Below are 16058 nucleotides of genomic sequence, written 5' to 3'. Positions count from 1 at the left end.
CAAACCTCTGCCAAGTCGGAGGTTTTTTTTATTTTCGTATGTTCTTGCAATTTATGACGCATTACGTCCTGAATTGAATGTACAATAATCTCCAATAAAACTTAATCATATATCATTATGAGTTTAACTTTAGACGAAATACAAAATTTTAAAGGAAAATATCCAAGACAGATCTGGAGTCTTTTCTTCTCAGAAATGTGGGAACGTTTCTGTTTCTACGGAATGCGTGGAATGCTCGTGTTCTTTATGATCTCACAACTTAATTTTCATGAAAGAGAAGCCAATCTTCAGTATGGTGCCACACAGGCTTTCGTGTATGCATTTACATTTGTCGGCGGACTTTTCGCTGATAAAATATTAGGCTTCAGAAAATCTCTTTTCTGGGGCGGATTGTTGATGATTATCGGAAGTTTAATTCTGGCAACAGATCCACACAAATTCTTTTTTCTGGGAATAGCATTTACCGTTGTCGGAACCGGTTTCTTTAAGCCCAATATTTCCTCAATGGTAGGACAGCTTTACAAACCTAACGACTCAAGGGCAGATGCAGGATTTTCATTGTTTTATGCGGGAATTAATCTCGGAGCTTTGCTTGGAGGATATCTTTGTATTGCCATTGGAAAAGGTGAAATTTTATCTCACCTGATTCCTGAAGCACTAAGATGGAATATTGCTTTCGGATTAGCTGCGATCGTAATGGTGGTGAGTCTCATTAATTTCATATTTACTCAAAGAAGCCTCGGAACCATCGGCCTTCAGCCGGGACATCCTATGAATGAAGTGAAATCTGCGCCGATTCCCAAATGGCTGGAATACGGGGTATATGTTTTATCACTGATCTTTGTTCCGATCATTATGGTTATGGTTGCTAAAACACAATATACCGATTATTTCATGCTGATTATAGGACCATTGACGTTGATTTATCTGTTTTATGAAATGACAAAAGTAACCCCTGCCGAACGTAATAAACTTTGGGCTGCTTTAATTTTCATTTTATTTTCCATCCTATTCTGGGGAATTTATGAGCAAAGTGGAGGTTCTCTAAGCATTTTTGCAGCAAAAAATTTAAATAATGATCTTTTCGGATTAGATCCGAATGGGGTTAATAATTCTGGTGGTGCGTTTTTCATTATATTTTTGGCTCCTTTGCTCGGACTGCTTTGGATCTGGCTTAACAAGAGAAAAATTGAGCCCAATACCATTGTAAAGTTCGGACTGGGATTTGTTTTTTTGGGATTAGGATATTATGTTCTGTTTGCAACAAGGATTTTTGTAAACGCTGCTGGAATCACTTCACTTAATTTCTTTACTTTAGCCCTGCTTATCATTACATTAGGGGAATTATGCCTTTCTCCCATCGGTTTATCAATCATGACAAAGCTTTCCACGAAGAATCTTCAGGGGATGATGATGGGAATGTGGTTCCTTGCTTCAGCCTATGGACAGTATGTTGCCGGAATTATCGGCGCAGGATTAGCAGATGCGAAAGAAGGCACATCCAATTACGATGCTTTTATCACTTATACCGATGGATATAAACAATTGGGATTGTATGCAGTAATTGCCGGAGTAATCTTAATTTTGATTTCTCCATTTGTGAAAAAATTAATGCAGGAGGTAAGATAGAAATAGGTAATTATGCTTATTTTTACATAAATATCAAATCATGAAGAAAATTATAAGCATAATTTGTCTTTTCATTATCACTCTGAATTTTGCGCAGGTAAAATGGCTTACTATTGAAGAAGCCTTAAAAGCACAAAAAGAAAATCCGAAAAAAATACTGATCGATTTCTATGCAGACTGGTGCGGCCCCTGTAAGATCATGGATAAAAAGACGTACGGAAATCCCATCATTGCGGACATCCTGAATGAAAATTATTATGCTGTAAAATTTAATGCAGAAGAAAAAAATACGGTTCATATTTTTGGAAGAAAATTCTCAAACGCAAATACAGAGCACAAAAAAGGTCGAAACTCTTTACATGAATTCACTCAGTATATGAATGTTGGAGCTGTACCAAGTACTGTATTTCTCGATGAAAAAGGCGGCCCCATTACCATCCTTCAGGGAGAATTGTCCGCAAAAGAGCTGGAACCTTACCTGGAATTTATTTCAAAAGATATCTTTAAAAAAATCCGGAACAGAGAACAGTGGGAGGACTATCAGACAAAATTTAAATCTAAAATAAAAGATTAAACAAATACAAGGCTTTCAGATTTGAAAGTCTTTTTTAATTTCTAATTTTTCCCGAAATTCGTGGCTGCTAAAAATGACTTTAGAAACTTCCATAGAATACGTAAAAGGTGTAGGACCGGAAAAAGCCAAGCTCATCAGAAATGTGTTGGGAATATCCACCGTTGAAGATTTTCTGAATTTCTTCCCGATCCGCTATCTGGATAAAAGCAAAGTTCATAAAATTTCCCAGCTTCATGATGTGAGCACAGATGTACAGCTGAAAGGCAAAATAACAAGTGTACAGGAAGTGCAAACCGGAAAAACCAAAAGACTTTCCGCAAAGTTCAATGATGACACCGGAACGATGGATCTTGTCTGGTTTCAATATTCAAAGTGGATGAAAGAACAACTTCCGATTAATCAGGAAATTTTTATATTTGGAAAAATCAATGTTTTTAACAATCAGTTTTCTATGCCGCATCCGGAAATAGAAGTTGAGGAGAAAAAAGATAATGACAATCGCCTGAGACCGATTTATCCGAGTTCAGAAAAACTGACCAAAAGAGGTTTGAATCAAAAGTTTTTTCAGAATGTTCTGAAGAATATCTGCAAGGAAATTCCCAATCTTATTCAGGAAAATTTCCCAGAATATTTAATGAAAGCTTTTAAATTTTTATCCAGGCAACATACTTATCTCAATATTCATTTCCCAAAAGATATGGAGCATTTTAAAAAAGCAGATTACCGGTTAAAATTTGAGGAATCTTTCTTTTTCCAATTGGGTTATGGTTTAAAAAAACTTCATCATAAAAGTCATACTGCCGGAAATCCCTTTCCTATTGTCGGCGATTATTTTAATGATTTTTACACCAATCATCTTCCTTTTGACCTTACCGGCGCCCAAAAAAGGGTACTGAAGGAAATCCGTCAGGATATGAGGCGTCCGATCCAAATGAACAGGCTTTTACAGGGAGACGTAGGTTCCGGCAAAACAATGGTTGCTTTACTCACCATGTTGATTGCAAAAGACAATGGTTTTCAGAGCTGTATCATGGCACCTACCGAAATACTTGCTCAACAGCACTACAACGGAATTAAAGAACTTTTAGAAAACACTGAAGTTAGTGTCAGATTATTAACAGGATCTACAAAAAAATCTGATCGTAAAATCATCCATGAAGAACTTGAGAATGGCGAGCTTTCCATATTGGTGGGAACCCATGCTGTCCTCGAAGATAAAGTGAAATTTAAAAATTTAGGACTTGCCATTATTGATGAACAGCACAGATTCGGGGTTGCCCAGAGAGCCAAATTGTGGGCGAAAAATAAAATACCTCCTCATATTTTGGTTATGACTGCCACTCCTATTCCCAGGACACTGGCGATGAGCTTTTATTCTGATCTTGACGTTTCTGTGATTGATGAAATGCCTGTAGGGAGAAAACCTATCGTGACTGCTCACAGAAGGGAAAAAGACAGGGCTTATGTGTACAATTTCTGTCGTGAAGAAATCCGGAAAGGAAGACAGGTATATTTCGTTTATCCATTAATTGAAGAATCCGAAACTCTTGATTATAAAAATTTAATGACCGGATTGGAAAATGTGATGGACAATTTCTCCAACTACAACGTCACCATGCTTCACGGACAAATGCGCCCTGAGGAAAAAGATGCGGCAATGAGTTATTTTGCTTCGGGAAAAGCTGAGATCATGGTGGCCACAACCGTGATTGAAGTAGGTGTTAATGTTCCCAATGCTTCCGTAATGGTGATTGAAAGTGCAGAAAGATTCGGTCTTTCGCAGCTTCACCAACTTCGGGGACGCGTCGGGCGTGGTGCGGAGCAAAGTTATTGTATCCTGATGACTTCAGATAAATTGTCAAGTGACAGCAGAACCCGTATTAAAACTATGGTGGAGACCACTGATGGCTTTAAAATTTCTGAAGTAGATATGCAGCTTCGTGGTCCCGGAGATATATTGGGTACCCAGCAAAGCGGCGTGGTGGATTTTAAAAGACTTGATCTGGTAAATGATTCCGCAATCATTAAAATCACTAAAAATACGGTAGAAAAAATCCTGGAAACCGATCCATTATTGTCCAGACCTGATCATCAGATCATAAAAAACTATTATCTGAGGTATTATAAAGGTAAAAACAAATGGAGTAAAATTTCATAAAAAAACCGCGAAAAGAACTTAATCTTTACGCGGTCCCCCTTATAAAACTGTTATTTGAAGAAATTACTTTACTTGTTTCAGCTTAATACTTTGTGATGTGGTGTGTTGTTAATATGTGTAAATAATGTGGTGTTCAGCTTACAAAAAAGTAAAAACAAAATGAATTATGTTTCCAATTGCTTATTTATAAAAACTAACTTGGCATGCTAAAGAATAAATTAATCTCTATTCTTTAACTTTCGAGTTTTCATGATTGTACCGTTTTGTTTAAAGATCTTCTGCGCTTATCATTGGAAATGTATATAATTCATTTTGTTTAACTAACATTGTGATTTATATAATTTAGTTTATCTTGAATCGGCTGTTATTCAATCAGTTCATCCATTAATTTTACTGATCTTATAAAATAACTTAGATTTAATTCTTATCACCTTTCTGTGAAGATTGGTTTACAAATATAGAACTTTAATTCTAATCTCAAAATAATTCGGGTACTTTTTTTCACACTTTCATGATAAAATTATTTTTATTCAGTCCCGCAGTATGATATTGCCAGGTGACAGACATTATTTCTGATGTACTTTTCTTCATGTCTTTATAATTATCAGGCATTTTCATCACAACATTTGCTCCTGTTACAAAAGTTTCCTCTTCCTGGTCATTTGATAAATTCTTAGAGTAAATAATGACAGTCATATGATCAAATCTGCGGTCAGCCTTAATTTCCGATAAAAAATCCAGACACTTTTTTCCCGGAATGTGATAATTCATAAACAGAACTTCCGGAATTAAAATATTATGCTGAAAATAATCCATCAAACTATTTACGGTGCTGAAAGTTTTAATTTTAGAATGAATCTTCAAATCCTGCAATATTTTCTCTAAAAGTATAAGCTTCCCTTCATCATCGTCCGCTAAAAAAATATTAAGATATTCTTTATTCATATGACTTGAGAATATTGATGACCATATTGCTGGACTTTCCTTCTCATTGCAACAATTTTCTGAAACTGGGAAGGAGTGATTCCTGTTGTATTTTTAAACTGTGTGCTCAGATGTGCTACGCTGGAGTAATTCAGCCTTTGAGCAATTTCTGTAAGATTCTGCCTGCTGTTGAGGATCAAGTCCTTGGCATATTCGATCTTTTGAATAATGATAAAATTTTCTATCGAAGTATTTGCAACCTCAGAAAAAAGCGTAGAAAGATAACCGTAACTATGATTGAGCCTTTCCGCTATGTAGATCGAGGCCTTCACTGGAATAATGTCATCAGATCCGACAAGTTCTGCAATGGCATCTTTTATTTTCTGAACCAATGCTGTTTTCTGACTTTCAATAATTTCTATTCCATAATCCTCCAGGTTTTCCCTGAAAGCTTTGCATTGTTCCTCTGTAAGAGATTCGTAAAGCTCTACTTCTCCGAAGTTGAGGAGCCTGTATTTTACTCCCTGAGCCTTAAGTTTTTCTTCCAATACCTTCCTGCAGAGCGTATTGAAATCGAATTTTACATACATTTTCATCCCTATTTTATGTATTTAATGTTTATGGTAAATATAACATTTTTATATCAATTACAAGTGATATAAAATAAAAATAGTATTCTTTACATATGTATAAAAAAATTCCTGCAGTAATACTACAGGAATTTAAACACTAAGGATGAAAAAAAATATACTGATAAAAAGCTGAAAACAGCTCAAAATCAAGCATATGAATATTGTTATACATGATTTGGCTCTTTTACAAAGATGAAAAAAATAAATACATCACATTTTATAGAATTATAATGGAATATTACAGAATTTTAAGTCATATGTAGGTGATATAAAATTCCATTTCATAATCATCCATTACAAAACCTTGTCCAATATCTACAACTACCTCATTATAAACACTAAAGCCTTGAGATTCGTAAAATTTTCTTGCTTTATTTTCTTTATTTACATTAAGGATTATCCTTGTATCCAAGCTTTCCACTACTCTTTCTTTTAAAAAGTGAACTGCCATTTTACCAATTCCTTTTCCTTTGCTTTCCGGAACCAGATAAATTCTGTGTAGCTTTGTAGTTTTTTCTTCGTAGCCATGCTGATAACCTAAAAAACCATCGAATGAATTATTGACTTCATCAAAAATCAAATAATAATGATAGTCCGGATTCTGTAAATGATTTCCGATTTCTTTCTCAGAATACATCGTATTTAGCATATATTCTATTTGTTCCGGTGACAGTATTTCTGCGTATGCATGCATCCACGATCTTCTCGCAAGATCCTGAATGAGTGGAATATCTTTTTCTGTTGCTTTTATAAATTTCATGATCTTAAATTATGATTAAAAAAGGTGAAAAGACTTTGCCTTTCCACCCGTTATAAGTTGTCATTGTCCGTTTAAAATAAATCGTTATTTAAATTTTAAATGAGATTCACCATTAAATTATTGACACATGACCTTAAATATTTGCCATTTCAGCTTTAATTTTTGCATACAATCCTTCTGATGCAGGAACTAACGGAAGTCTCAAATAATTTTTAATAATTCCTTTTTCGGTTAGAATAACTTTGATTCCGCACGGATTTCCTTCTGCAAAGATGAGCCTTGTAATTTCAACCAGTTTATTATGAATTTCATAAGCCTCTTTTACTTTTCCGTCAAAAGCCAGCTGAACCATTGTTGAAAATTCTTTAGGATATGCCTGGGCAATTACGGAAATCACCCCGTTTCCGCCCGCCAGAGTTACCGGAAGTGTAAATTCATCATCTCCTGAAACCAGATTGAATCCTTCAGGTTTCTTTCTCAAAATATCAAAATACTGTAAAATATTTGGTGCAGCTTCTTTAATTAAAAACAAATTCGGGAACTCTTTTGCCAGACGCAAAGTTGTTTCAGCCTCAATATTTTGTCCGGTTCTTGACGGAACATTGTAAATAATAATATTTTTTCCTGTGGAAGCCAACACTTTATAATGCTGATAAAGACCTTCCTGATTAGGTTTATTGTAATAAGGGGAAACGGAAAGTACCGCATCAAATGCAGAAAGATCTGCCTCTTCAATCTGTTTTTTTACTTCAAGAGTATTGTTGCCTCCGATTCCTAAAACCAATGGCAGGCGTTTGTTATTAACCTTAATGATATGCTCAATCACCTGTTTCTTCTCTTCAGCAGAAAGCGTTGCAGCCTCGGCTGTAGTTCCCAAAACAACTAAATAATTGGTTCCGTTTTCGATGTTGTATTCAACTAATTTCGTTAAACTTTCGAAATCTACGGATAAATCTTCATTAAAGGGTGTCACCAACGCAACACCTACTCCTTTTAAAATGCTCATCTGTTAGAATAATTTTTTCCAAATTTAATAATTTACCCTAAGAATTTGTCATAAATAATAATGTTTTATTATACATATAATTATATTTGCATATACTAAAAGATATTATGGATTGCTATGTCCGAAAATTGTTTTTTATAAAAACATGCCGGTATACAGTTCATGATAATAATTTGATGCATATGAAAAATAAATTCTTGTTATTAGGAATTGCTCTGACTGCTCTTTCTGCCTGCAAAACAGCTTCATCGCTGCAGGTAGCAGATGTACAGACCCAGAAAAATATTTCTATTAATAATGAGCTGAAAAATGATGAGGAGTTTGTAAAAGTTATTGAACCCTATAAACAGAAACTGGATAAAGAAATGAATCAGAAGATCTCCTATACAAATGTAGATCTTACCAAGCAGGGAGATAACAGTAATCTGGGTAATCTTTTAGCTGACTATACATTTGACGGAGCTGACGCATGGGCAAAAACAAATCTCAAAAAAGACGTTGATGCCGCTCTGATCAACATCGGAGGAATCCGTACAACAATAGGAAAAGGAAATATTCTGCTGAAAAGCGTTTTTGAGGTAATGCCTTTCGAAAATGAAGTAATTATTGTAAAAATGAAAGGAATTGATTTACAAGGACTTTTTGATTATTATGCAAAAACTCAGGTGAATAATCCTGTTTCTCATCTATATATTGAAACTAATAACGGGCAACTAACCAAAGCTTTAATCAACGGAAAAACAGTAAATCCTGATCAGGAATACTACATTGCCACTTCAGATTATCTGGCTTTAGGTGGTGACAATATGAAATTCTTTTCTAAAGGAGAAATGATTCCAACCGGAATTAAACTTAGAGATTTGTTTATCGATTATTTTAAGAAATCTCCTGAAGTAAATCCAAATACAGATATTCGTTTAAATTTTATTGGTAAAAAGTAATGGATAGAAAAAGTTTTTTAAAAGCAATAGGCGGCGGAACTTTGGCAATGGCTTTAGCTCCCAATATGATGATGGCGGAAGAATTAAAGATTTTTGATCTGAAATCCGCAAGCAAACTTACCATTCTTCATACCAATGACCAGCACAGCAGAATTGAGCCTTTTGATGCCAGCTATACCAAAAATCCCAATCAGGGAGGCTTTGCAAGACGGGCAAGTCTGATTCAGCAGATCAGAAATCAGGAAAGTAATGTTCTGCTTCTTGATTCAGGGGATATTTTTCAGGGAACTCCTTATTTTAATTTTTTTGGAGGTGAGCTGGAATTCAAATTAATGTCCATGATGAAATATGATGCTTCAACCATGGGAAATCATGATTTTGATAATGGTCTTGACGGATTCTTAAAAGTGTTACCAAACGCTCAGTTTCCATTTATCTGTTCAAATTATGATTTTAAAAATACCGTTCTCGACGGAAAAACTTCACCTTATAAAATCTTTAATAAAAACGGAATTAAGGTAGGAATTTTCGGGGTAGGCATTCAGCTTGACGGGTTGGTAGGAAAAAAACAATATGGAGAAACGGTATATTCAGATCCTGTAGATGTTGCTCAGCATTATTCTAACTTCCTTAAAAACGAACAGAAATGTGATCTTGTGATCTGTCTTTCTCATATCGGATATGATTACAAAGATGAACCGGACAAAATAAACGATAAAATCTTAGCCGCTAAAACAGAAAATATAGATCTCATTCTGGGTGGCCATACCCATACTTTTTTGCCTGAACCCCAGACTTTCACCAACAGACAGGGCAAAAATGTTCTTGTAAATCAGGTAGGATGGGCAGGTCTTTTGTTAGGCAGAATAGATTTTTTCTTTGATTCCAATAAAAATATAAAACATATTGCCTGGAATAATCAGGTAATCGACAGCAGCATAATAGCATAAGTATGAAAAAACTCTCTTTAATTTCTCTTGGTGTTTTAGCATCCCTGCAAATGGCAAATGCACAAACTATTTCTTCAAAAAAATGGGCCGACCTTTTTTCTTATAACAATGTCACCGCCATGAAAGAAGACAATGGAAAAATAGTTGCAGCTGCAGAAAACGGGATATTTTATTATACAATTTCTTCGGGTGAAATTACCAAGCTGTCTAAAGCAAACGGCTTGCATGAGGTTAAAATTTCAGCATTTGATTACAATCCACAGAACAAGATTGCCCTTATAGGGTATCAGAATGGTTCGCTGGATGTAATTACTCCTGATGGTATCACTTATGTTGTAGATATTCCTATTGCTACAGGATATAATGGAAGTAAAAAAATTAACCATATTTCGATAACGGGAGACCTTGCCGTAATTTCTGTAGGTTATGGAGTTTCTATTTTTGATTTAAAGAAAAAAGAATTCAAAGATTCGGCTTTCTTCTTAACAGGAGGAATCTATGAAGCGAGCAACGAAGCAACTATTTTCGGAAATAAAGTATACGCGGTCACGGATACTGCCCTAAAAAGCCATGAAATGAACACCACATTTCCTGTTTTTACAACATGGAATACAGAAATGGCAGGATCTTTCAGGCATATTGATTCGGAAGGGGTTTTAAGTTTTTCATCGGCAACAACAGCATATCTTTATAACGGCGGGGTTTCATCTCCCCTATCCCAGACTTTCGGTAATGTAAGAGATGTTGTTGTAAACAGTAATAATATTGTTGTAACAGATGTAAACAGAGTTTACACATTTAATACCAACGGAAACTTTACTAATACTGTCAGTTTCGGCGAAGAATGCAATACGGCAACAACTGTCGGAGGCAACGTATATGGCGGAACCGTTTTATCAGGAATAAAAAATGAAAGCAGTAATTCCTTCAAGCCAGATGGCCCTTATTTTAATTATGCTTATAAAATGAGTCTGTATGGTGACAATCAAATTCTGGTATCTACCGGAGGAAGAGAAGGAAGATTTAATACAGGTATTTACAATCCGAAGAATCCTGGGTTCTATTATTTCAATGGTATGGAGTGGATTTATCCTTCATATTTCATAGGAAGTACAACGTGGTTCAACATTTTGGATGTGGTTTCAGATCCGGCTAATCCGGATGATGTTTTCTTCACAAATTACACGACTGCAACTGGGCGTGGTGTATATAAGATGAAGTATAATGCTACTAATAAAGATTTTATATTTACTAAAAATTATAATTTAGGAACCGACAACATTCTGGCAAGACGAGCAGTAGGTTTAGCTTTTGATGATGGAAACAATCTTTTCGTAACCATAGCTTTCTCCGCTGATGGACCCGAAGTTGGGCAGTTTACAGCAATCGGAGCTTATGATAGAGCAACCGATAATTTTCTTATAAAAAATACAAACTTAAATTTTGGTGCCGCACAAAAACCTTTATTTTATGAAGGTTTATTATGGATACCAATTCCGAGGGTTAATAGTTTTATTGCTTATGATGCAAAAAAAACAGTAAATACGTCTGACGATACAGCCTATATTTTAAATCAATCCAATGGTTTTGCGACAAATTCAGGAGGAACAATTTCTGTAGCTCTTGACAAATCAGGAGATGCGTGGATTGGTGGAGATATGGGATTAAGAATTTTACCGGATGCTGTTTCAGCTGTTAAAACACCTGCTACTGCCACGGTAGAGCCAATCATTATCGAACAAAACGGCTTGGGAGAAGAGCTTTTCAGAGATTCTCAGATTTTGCAGATTGAAGTAGACGCAGGGGATCATAAATGGGTTTCTGTAGACGGCGGTGGTGTTTATTATTTATCTGCTGACGGACAACAGACGGTAAAGCATTTTACGAAAGAAAACTCTCCTCTTCCTACCAATAGCATTACAGATATTAAAGTAGATAAAAAAACAGGAAAGGTATATTTTGCATCTTATGACGGAATTGTAACTTATCAGGGAGATGTCGCCGATGTAGGTTCAGGCTTCGGAAACGTGCTTGTTTACCCGAATCCTGTTGTATATTCTAATTTTAAAGGGAAAGTGACCATCAAAGGGCTGGCAGAAGTAACGAATATCAGAATTGCTGATGCTGCCGGTAATGTAGTGCATTCTGCAGTAGCAAGAGGTGGATATTATGAATGGGATCTTAATAATCAGAGAGGGACAAGAGTGGCTTCCGGTGTGTATTTTGTCCTGATGACTAATGAAGACGGTTCCGACAAAGCAACAGCAAAGATTGCGGTAGTTAATTAATGAATTCACAGAACGGATTTTTATTATCATATATCAAATACGGTGAAAACGATGCAGTTCTGCACTGTTTTACAGAAGATGAAGGCTTTCAGTCTTATTTTTTAAAGGGAATCTATACCCGGAAAAATAAAAAAAAGGCATTGCTTCTGCCATTAAGTAAGCTTAATTTTTCTCTACTTCCGGCGAGAGGAAACGGAATACAGACCATTTCTAAATTTGAAATGATAAAAAGCAACGATATCTATTCAGACATCCGATGTAATTCTGTTGTATTTTTCGTTTCAGATTTTTTAAATCAAAATTTAAAGCATGAGAATAAAAACCATCATATTTTCTTCTGTCTGGAAGAATTCATTGATGAACTGGAAAACCAGAACTACCAGTCACATCTCATTTTTTTGATTAAAGTTTTAAAAATTCAGGGCGTTGCACCTTTATTAAACAACGGCAAATTTCTTGATCCTGAAACAGGAACCTTTTCAATAGAGATCATGCATCAGATTTTTACGGAAGAAATTTCCGCAATATGGCAAACGCTTTTGTCTTCAGAAAATCCTTATCAGATAAAAATTCCTTCCGCATTCAGGAAAGACTTTCTGGACAGTTTGCTGGTCTATTATCATTATCATATCACCGATTTCAGAATTCCTGCTTCGCTTGAAGTAATACAGCAGATATTTGAATAAAAGTGTAAGAGCCTGTTTAAATTTATAAATTATTTTTAACATTAAGAAATTAAGAGTCTTTAGCTTAAAAAACTTAGTAAAATCAATTTATTGAGTCCTTATGGAACAAAGTCTAACTCACTAAAATTCTTAATGTTAAATTAAAGAATAAACAAAGTTTATTTAATTAAAGAAATTAAGAAAAAACTATAAAAATTTAAGCAGGCTCTAAGACAGGCATTAAAATATGGGGTTTTACGATTTTGTTTCTTCTGGCATCTCTGTTTCAGACTCTGCAATTTTCTTTTTAGAAAATCTCGGCATCAGAATCTTTGCAATGAGGCCTGTCCATCCGGTTTGGTGTGACGCTCCTACTCCACGGCCATTGTCACCGTGGAAATATTCATAAAACAAGATGTAATCTTTAAAATCAGGATCAGACTGAAATCTTGGATATTGCCCGTTGAAAGGTCGGTTTCCATTTTCGTCCTTTAAAAATATCTTTGCCAGCCTTTTGCTCAGCGCATCAGCAATCTGATCCAAACTTGAATAATTCCCGCTTCCGGTAGGATATTCAACCAGAAAATCCGGGCTGTAGTAGAAGAAAAAGCGCTGCAGACTTTCAATAATTAAAAAATTAACCGGAAACCATATTGGTCCCCTCCAATTGCTGTTTCCACCGAACAGACGGCTGTCACTTTCGGCAGGAGTATATTTTACGGTATAATCTGTACCATTCAGATTGATGTTGAACGGATTTTTTTCATATTCTTTGGAGAGGGCACGAACCCCAAACTCACTGAGAAATTCATCAGCGTTGAGCATTCTGTTAAGCAGTCTTTTCAAACGGTGGCCACGCAGAAGAGAAAGCAGATGTTTGGATTCTTCACCTTTCACTTCCCAATGCGATACAAGAGCGGCAAGCTGAGGTTTATTATCTAACACCCACTGCATTCTTTTCTTAAAATTTGGCAATCTCTCGATCATTTCATCATCAATCACCTCTACGGCAAACATCGGGATAAGACCAACAATCGTCCGCATTTTTAAGTACATATGTTTGCCATCGCCAAGGGAAAGGGCATCATAAAAGAATTCGTCCTGTTCGTCCCATAAGCTAAAGCATTCGTCGCCCATATTATCCAGCGAGTTGGCGATTGCGAGGAAATGTTCGAAGAATTTTATAGCCATTTCTTCGTAGATATTATTGTATAGAGCAAGCTCCAGAGCAATTCTCATCATATTGAGAGCAAACATGGCCATCCAGCTGGTACCGTCCGACTGTTCGAGATGCTCACCATTAGGGAGCTCAGTATTACGATCAAATACCCCAATATTATCAAGTCCTAAAAAGCCTCCCTCGAAAATATTGTTGCCGTTATTGTCTTTTTTATTGACCCACCAGGTGAAGTTCATGAGTAATTTCTGGAACGCGCTTTCCAGAAACCGGATATCCGGCTTATCTTTCAGGTATTCGTCAATTTTAAACACTCTGAAGACCGCCCATGCATGCACCGGTGGATTAACATCATTGAAATTCCATTCGTAGGCCGGCAGTTGGCCGTTGGGATGCATATACCATTCAAAAAGAAATAATTTCAGCTGATGTTTTGCAAAATCAGGATCGATCAGGGAAAAGCTTATTGTGTGGAAAGCCAGATCCCACGTTGCATACCAGGGATATTCCCATTTATCAGGCATGGAGATAATATGTTCATTGTTGAGGTGCTTCCACTGGAAATTACGGATTTTCTCACGCGACTTTGGCGGCGGAGCTTCTGAGGGATCTCCTTTCAGCCATTTTTCTACGTTGTAATGATAAAACATCTTACTCCACAACATCCCGGCAAAAGCCTGCCGCTGTATCATCTTTTCATCTTCAGACTCTATTCCTTCCTGGATCTCTTTATAAAATTCGTCAGCTTCCTTTTTTCTGTTATTAAATATTGTGTCAAAATTTTTAAATGGCTGTGAAAGTTCCTTATCAGTAAGTCGGAATTCAAAAGTTTTGGTTTCTTTTGGATTAAAGTTTTCATCTATCACAAATGCGGCTTTGGTTCCGGTGTGATTCGGATTGACAGACTGTGAATTTCCGTTGATTATAAAATCATTGATTCCGTCTTTGCTGTAACGGGTTTCATTGGCACACTGATAAAGCTTCTCATTGTTTGTTTCATTATCACAGAAAAGAACTTTTTGGGAGTGTTTTGCATATAGGTTTTTAATTTGTACATCCTGATGATTAATTTTTATGGAATCCGACTCATCGGAAGTCAGCTGTGGAAGATAATCATCATATCCCCATCGCCATGTGTTCCTGAACCATAATGTCGGAAGGATAACCAATGGTGCTTCACTCCCGGATTTATTAATAATGGTCAGCCGGATCAGAATATCGTTTGTGTCGGCCTTTGCATATTCGATGAATATATCGAAATATTCATTGCTGTCGAAAATTCCGGTGTCAATTAGTTCGTATTCTGGTTCCTGCTTGCTTCTTCTTGCGTTTGTCTGGATGAGATCTTCATACGGAAATGCATTCTGAGGATATTTGTAAAGCATTTTCATATAAGAATGCGTAGGTGTGGAATCGAGGTAATAATAATATTCCTTCACATCTTCACCGTGATTTCCCTGTCCATTGGTAAGGCCAAAGAAGCGCTCTTTTATCATCTTATCTTTTTTGTTCCAGAATCCTACCGAGAATACCAGCTTCTGGACATCATCACATATTCCGCAGATGCCTTCTTCTCCCCAGCGGTATGTTTTGGCTTCGGCTCCATCATGGGTGGTATAGTTCCATGCATCACCATCGGCACTGTAATCTTCACGTACCAATCCCCATTCCCGGTTACTGACGTAAGGTCCCCATTTTTTCCAGGCGATATCAGAGAGTCTTTCTTTTTCTTTCATGCTTTTATAAATGATGATTGATAAATGATAGTTGATGGTCTAAATTACAAAGCTCTTTCGAGAAATTGTGTGGTTTTTAAATTATAAGTTTAAAAAATAAATCTTCATTGCTTCTGTCATTATGAATGGAACGAAGTGGAATGAAGAATCTCAACATACAATAGATTCTTCCTTCGTCAGAATGATAAATAAAACAATTATTTTTTAATCACAAGCCTTTTTCTAGAAATTGCATAGTTTTTAAAAGTTATATGGTTCAAAAAAGAATTACGCCTGTCATTCTGAATGGAACGAAGTGGAATGAAGAATCTCAACATACAATAGATTCTTCCTTCGTCAGAATGACAAATAAAACAATTATTTTTAATCACAAGCCCCTTTCTAGAAATTGCATAGTTTTTAAAGTTATATGGTTCAAAAAAGAATTACGCCTGTCATTCTGAATGGAACGAAGTGGAATGAAGAATCTCAACTTACATAGATTCTTCCTTCGTCAGAATGACAATTAAAACAATTATCTTCGACATCCTTTTAATTGACAGTACAACGAATTCACTTTTCACCATTGACTATTTACCGCTGACTTCAAATGTCTGCCATTTCTGTTTTGTCTAAAAT

At 35.9% G+C, this 16058-nt stretch carries 12 protein-coding genes; 7 read left to right on the top strand and 5 right to left on the bottom strand.

Going from position 1 to position 16058, the window contains the following annotated elements; translation table 11 throughout:
* Positions 1 to 117 precede the first annotated feature (117 nt).
* The 3 genes from AC3WV0_RS08245 to recG all read left to right on the top strand — a co-directional run bounded on the left by AC3WV0_RS08245 (position 118) and on the right by recG (position 4361).
* A complete protein-coding gene (locus AC3WV0_RS08245; protein ID WP_488845591.1) occupies positions 118 to 1629 on the top strand; it encodes a peptide MFS transporter in 1512 nt (503 codons plus the stop codon).
* Positions 1630 to 1669: 40 nt separating this feature from the next.
* Positions 1670 to 2203, top strand: a complete 534-nt coding sequence (locus tag AC3WV0_RS08240; RefSeq protein WP_488845589.1) for a thioredoxin family protein — start codon at positions 1670 to 1672, stop codon at positions 2201 to 2203.
* Positions 2204 to 2276: 73 nt separating this feature from the next.
* Positions 2277 to 4361 carry an ATP-dependent DNA helicase RecG gene (gene recG, locus AC3WV0_RS08235; RefSeq protein WP_488845587.1) on the top strand — a complete coding sequence of 695 codons (2085 nt, stop codon included), beginning with the start codon at positions 2277 to 2279 and terminating at the stop codon, positions 4359 to 4361.
* Between the two features lie 501 nt (positions 4362 to 4862).
* Here recG and AC3WV0_RS08230 read toward each other — a convergent pair.
* The 4 genes from AC3WV0_RS08230 to dapA all read right to left on the bottom strand — a co-directional run bounded on the left by AC3WV0_RS08230 (position 4863) and on the right by dapA (position 7683).
* Positions 4863 to 5306, bottom strand: a complete 444-nt coding sequence (locus AC3WV0_RS08230) for a response regulator (RefSeq protein ID WP_488845585.1) — start codon at positions 5304 to 5306, stop codon at positions 4863 to 4865.
* Positions 5303 to 5875, bottom strand: a complete 573-nt coding sequence (locus AC3WV0_RS08225) for a helix-turn-helix domain-containing protein (protein WP_488845583.1) — start codon at positions 5873 to 5875, stop codon at positions 5303 to 5305. Before AC3WV0_RS08225 ends, AC3WV0_RS08230 begins: the two co-directional genes overlap by 4 nt.
* A gap of 295 nt (positions 5876 to 6170) precedes the next feature.
* Positions 6171 to 6677 (bottom strand): GNAT family N-acetyltransferase, encoded by a 507-nt coding sequence (locus AC3WV0_RS08220; RefSeq protein ID WP_488845581.1) that lies wholly within the window; start codon positions 6675 to 6677, stop codon positions 6171 to 6173.
* A 133-nt stretch (positions 6678 to 6810) separates the two neighbouring features.
* Positions 6811 to 7683: a 4-hydroxy-tetrahydrodipicolinate synthase gene (dapA, locus tag AC3WV0_RS08215; RefSeq protein WP_488845579.1), complete on the bottom strand. Its 873-nt coding sequence runs from the start codon at positions 7681 to 7683 to the stop codon at positions 6811 to 6813.
* Positions 7684 to 7865: 182 nt separating this feature from the next.
* On the opposite strand from dapA, the gene AC3WV0_RS08210 reads away from it, so the two are divergent.
* The 4 genes from AC3WV0_RS08210 to recO are packed head-to-tail and all read left to right on the top strand — an operon-like array spanning position 7866 to position 12548.
* Positions 7866 to 8624, top strand: a complete 759-nt coding sequence (locus AC3WV0_RS08210; protein ID WP_488845577.1) for a 5'-nucleotidase C-terminal domain-containing protein — start codon at positions 7866 to 7868, stop codon at positions 8622 to 8624.
* Positions 8624 to 9574 carry a bifunctional metallophosphatase/5'-nucleotidase gene (locus tag AC3WV0_RS08205; RefSeq protein WP_488845575.1) on the top strand — a complete coding sequence of 317 codons (951 nt, stop codon included), beginning with the start codon at positions 8624 to 8626 and terminating at the stop codon, positions 9572 to 9574. Before AC3WV0_RS08210 ends, AC3WV0_RS08205 begins: the two co-directional genes overlap by 1 nt.
* A 2-nt stretch (positions 9575 to 9576) precedes the next feature.
* Complete coding sequence (gene porZ / locus AC3WV0_RS08200; RefSeq protein ID WP_488845573.1) at positions 9577 to 11862, top strand: type IX secretion system anionic LPS delivery protein PorZ; 2286 nt, start codon at positions 9577 to 9579, stop codon at positions 11860 to 11862.
* Positions 11862 to 12548 (top strand): DNA repair protein RecO, encoded by a 687-nt coding sequence (recO, locus tag AC3WV0_RS08195; RefSeq protein WP_488845571.1) that lies wholly within the window; start codon positions 11862 to 11864, stop codon positions 12546 to 12548. Before porZ ends, recO begins: the two co-directional genes overlap by 1 nt.
* 234 nt (positions 12549 to 12782) lie before the next feature.
* Here the strand turns inward: recO and AC3WV0_RS08190 are convergent, their stop codons facing one another.
* Positions 12783 to 15440, bottom strand: coding sequence for an MGH1-like glycoside hydrolase domain-containing protein (locus AC3WV0_RS08190; RefSeq protein WP_488845569.1), 2658 nt, complete (start codon positions 15438 to 15440; stop codon positions 12783 to 12785).
* Between the last annotated feature and the right edge of the window lie 618 nt (positions 15441 to 16058).

Source organism: Chryseobacterium sp. 27AL, assembly GCF_057815395.1.
Note: the sequence above shows the minus strand (reverse complement) of the source record. Positions and strands in the feature narration are given on the sequence as shown.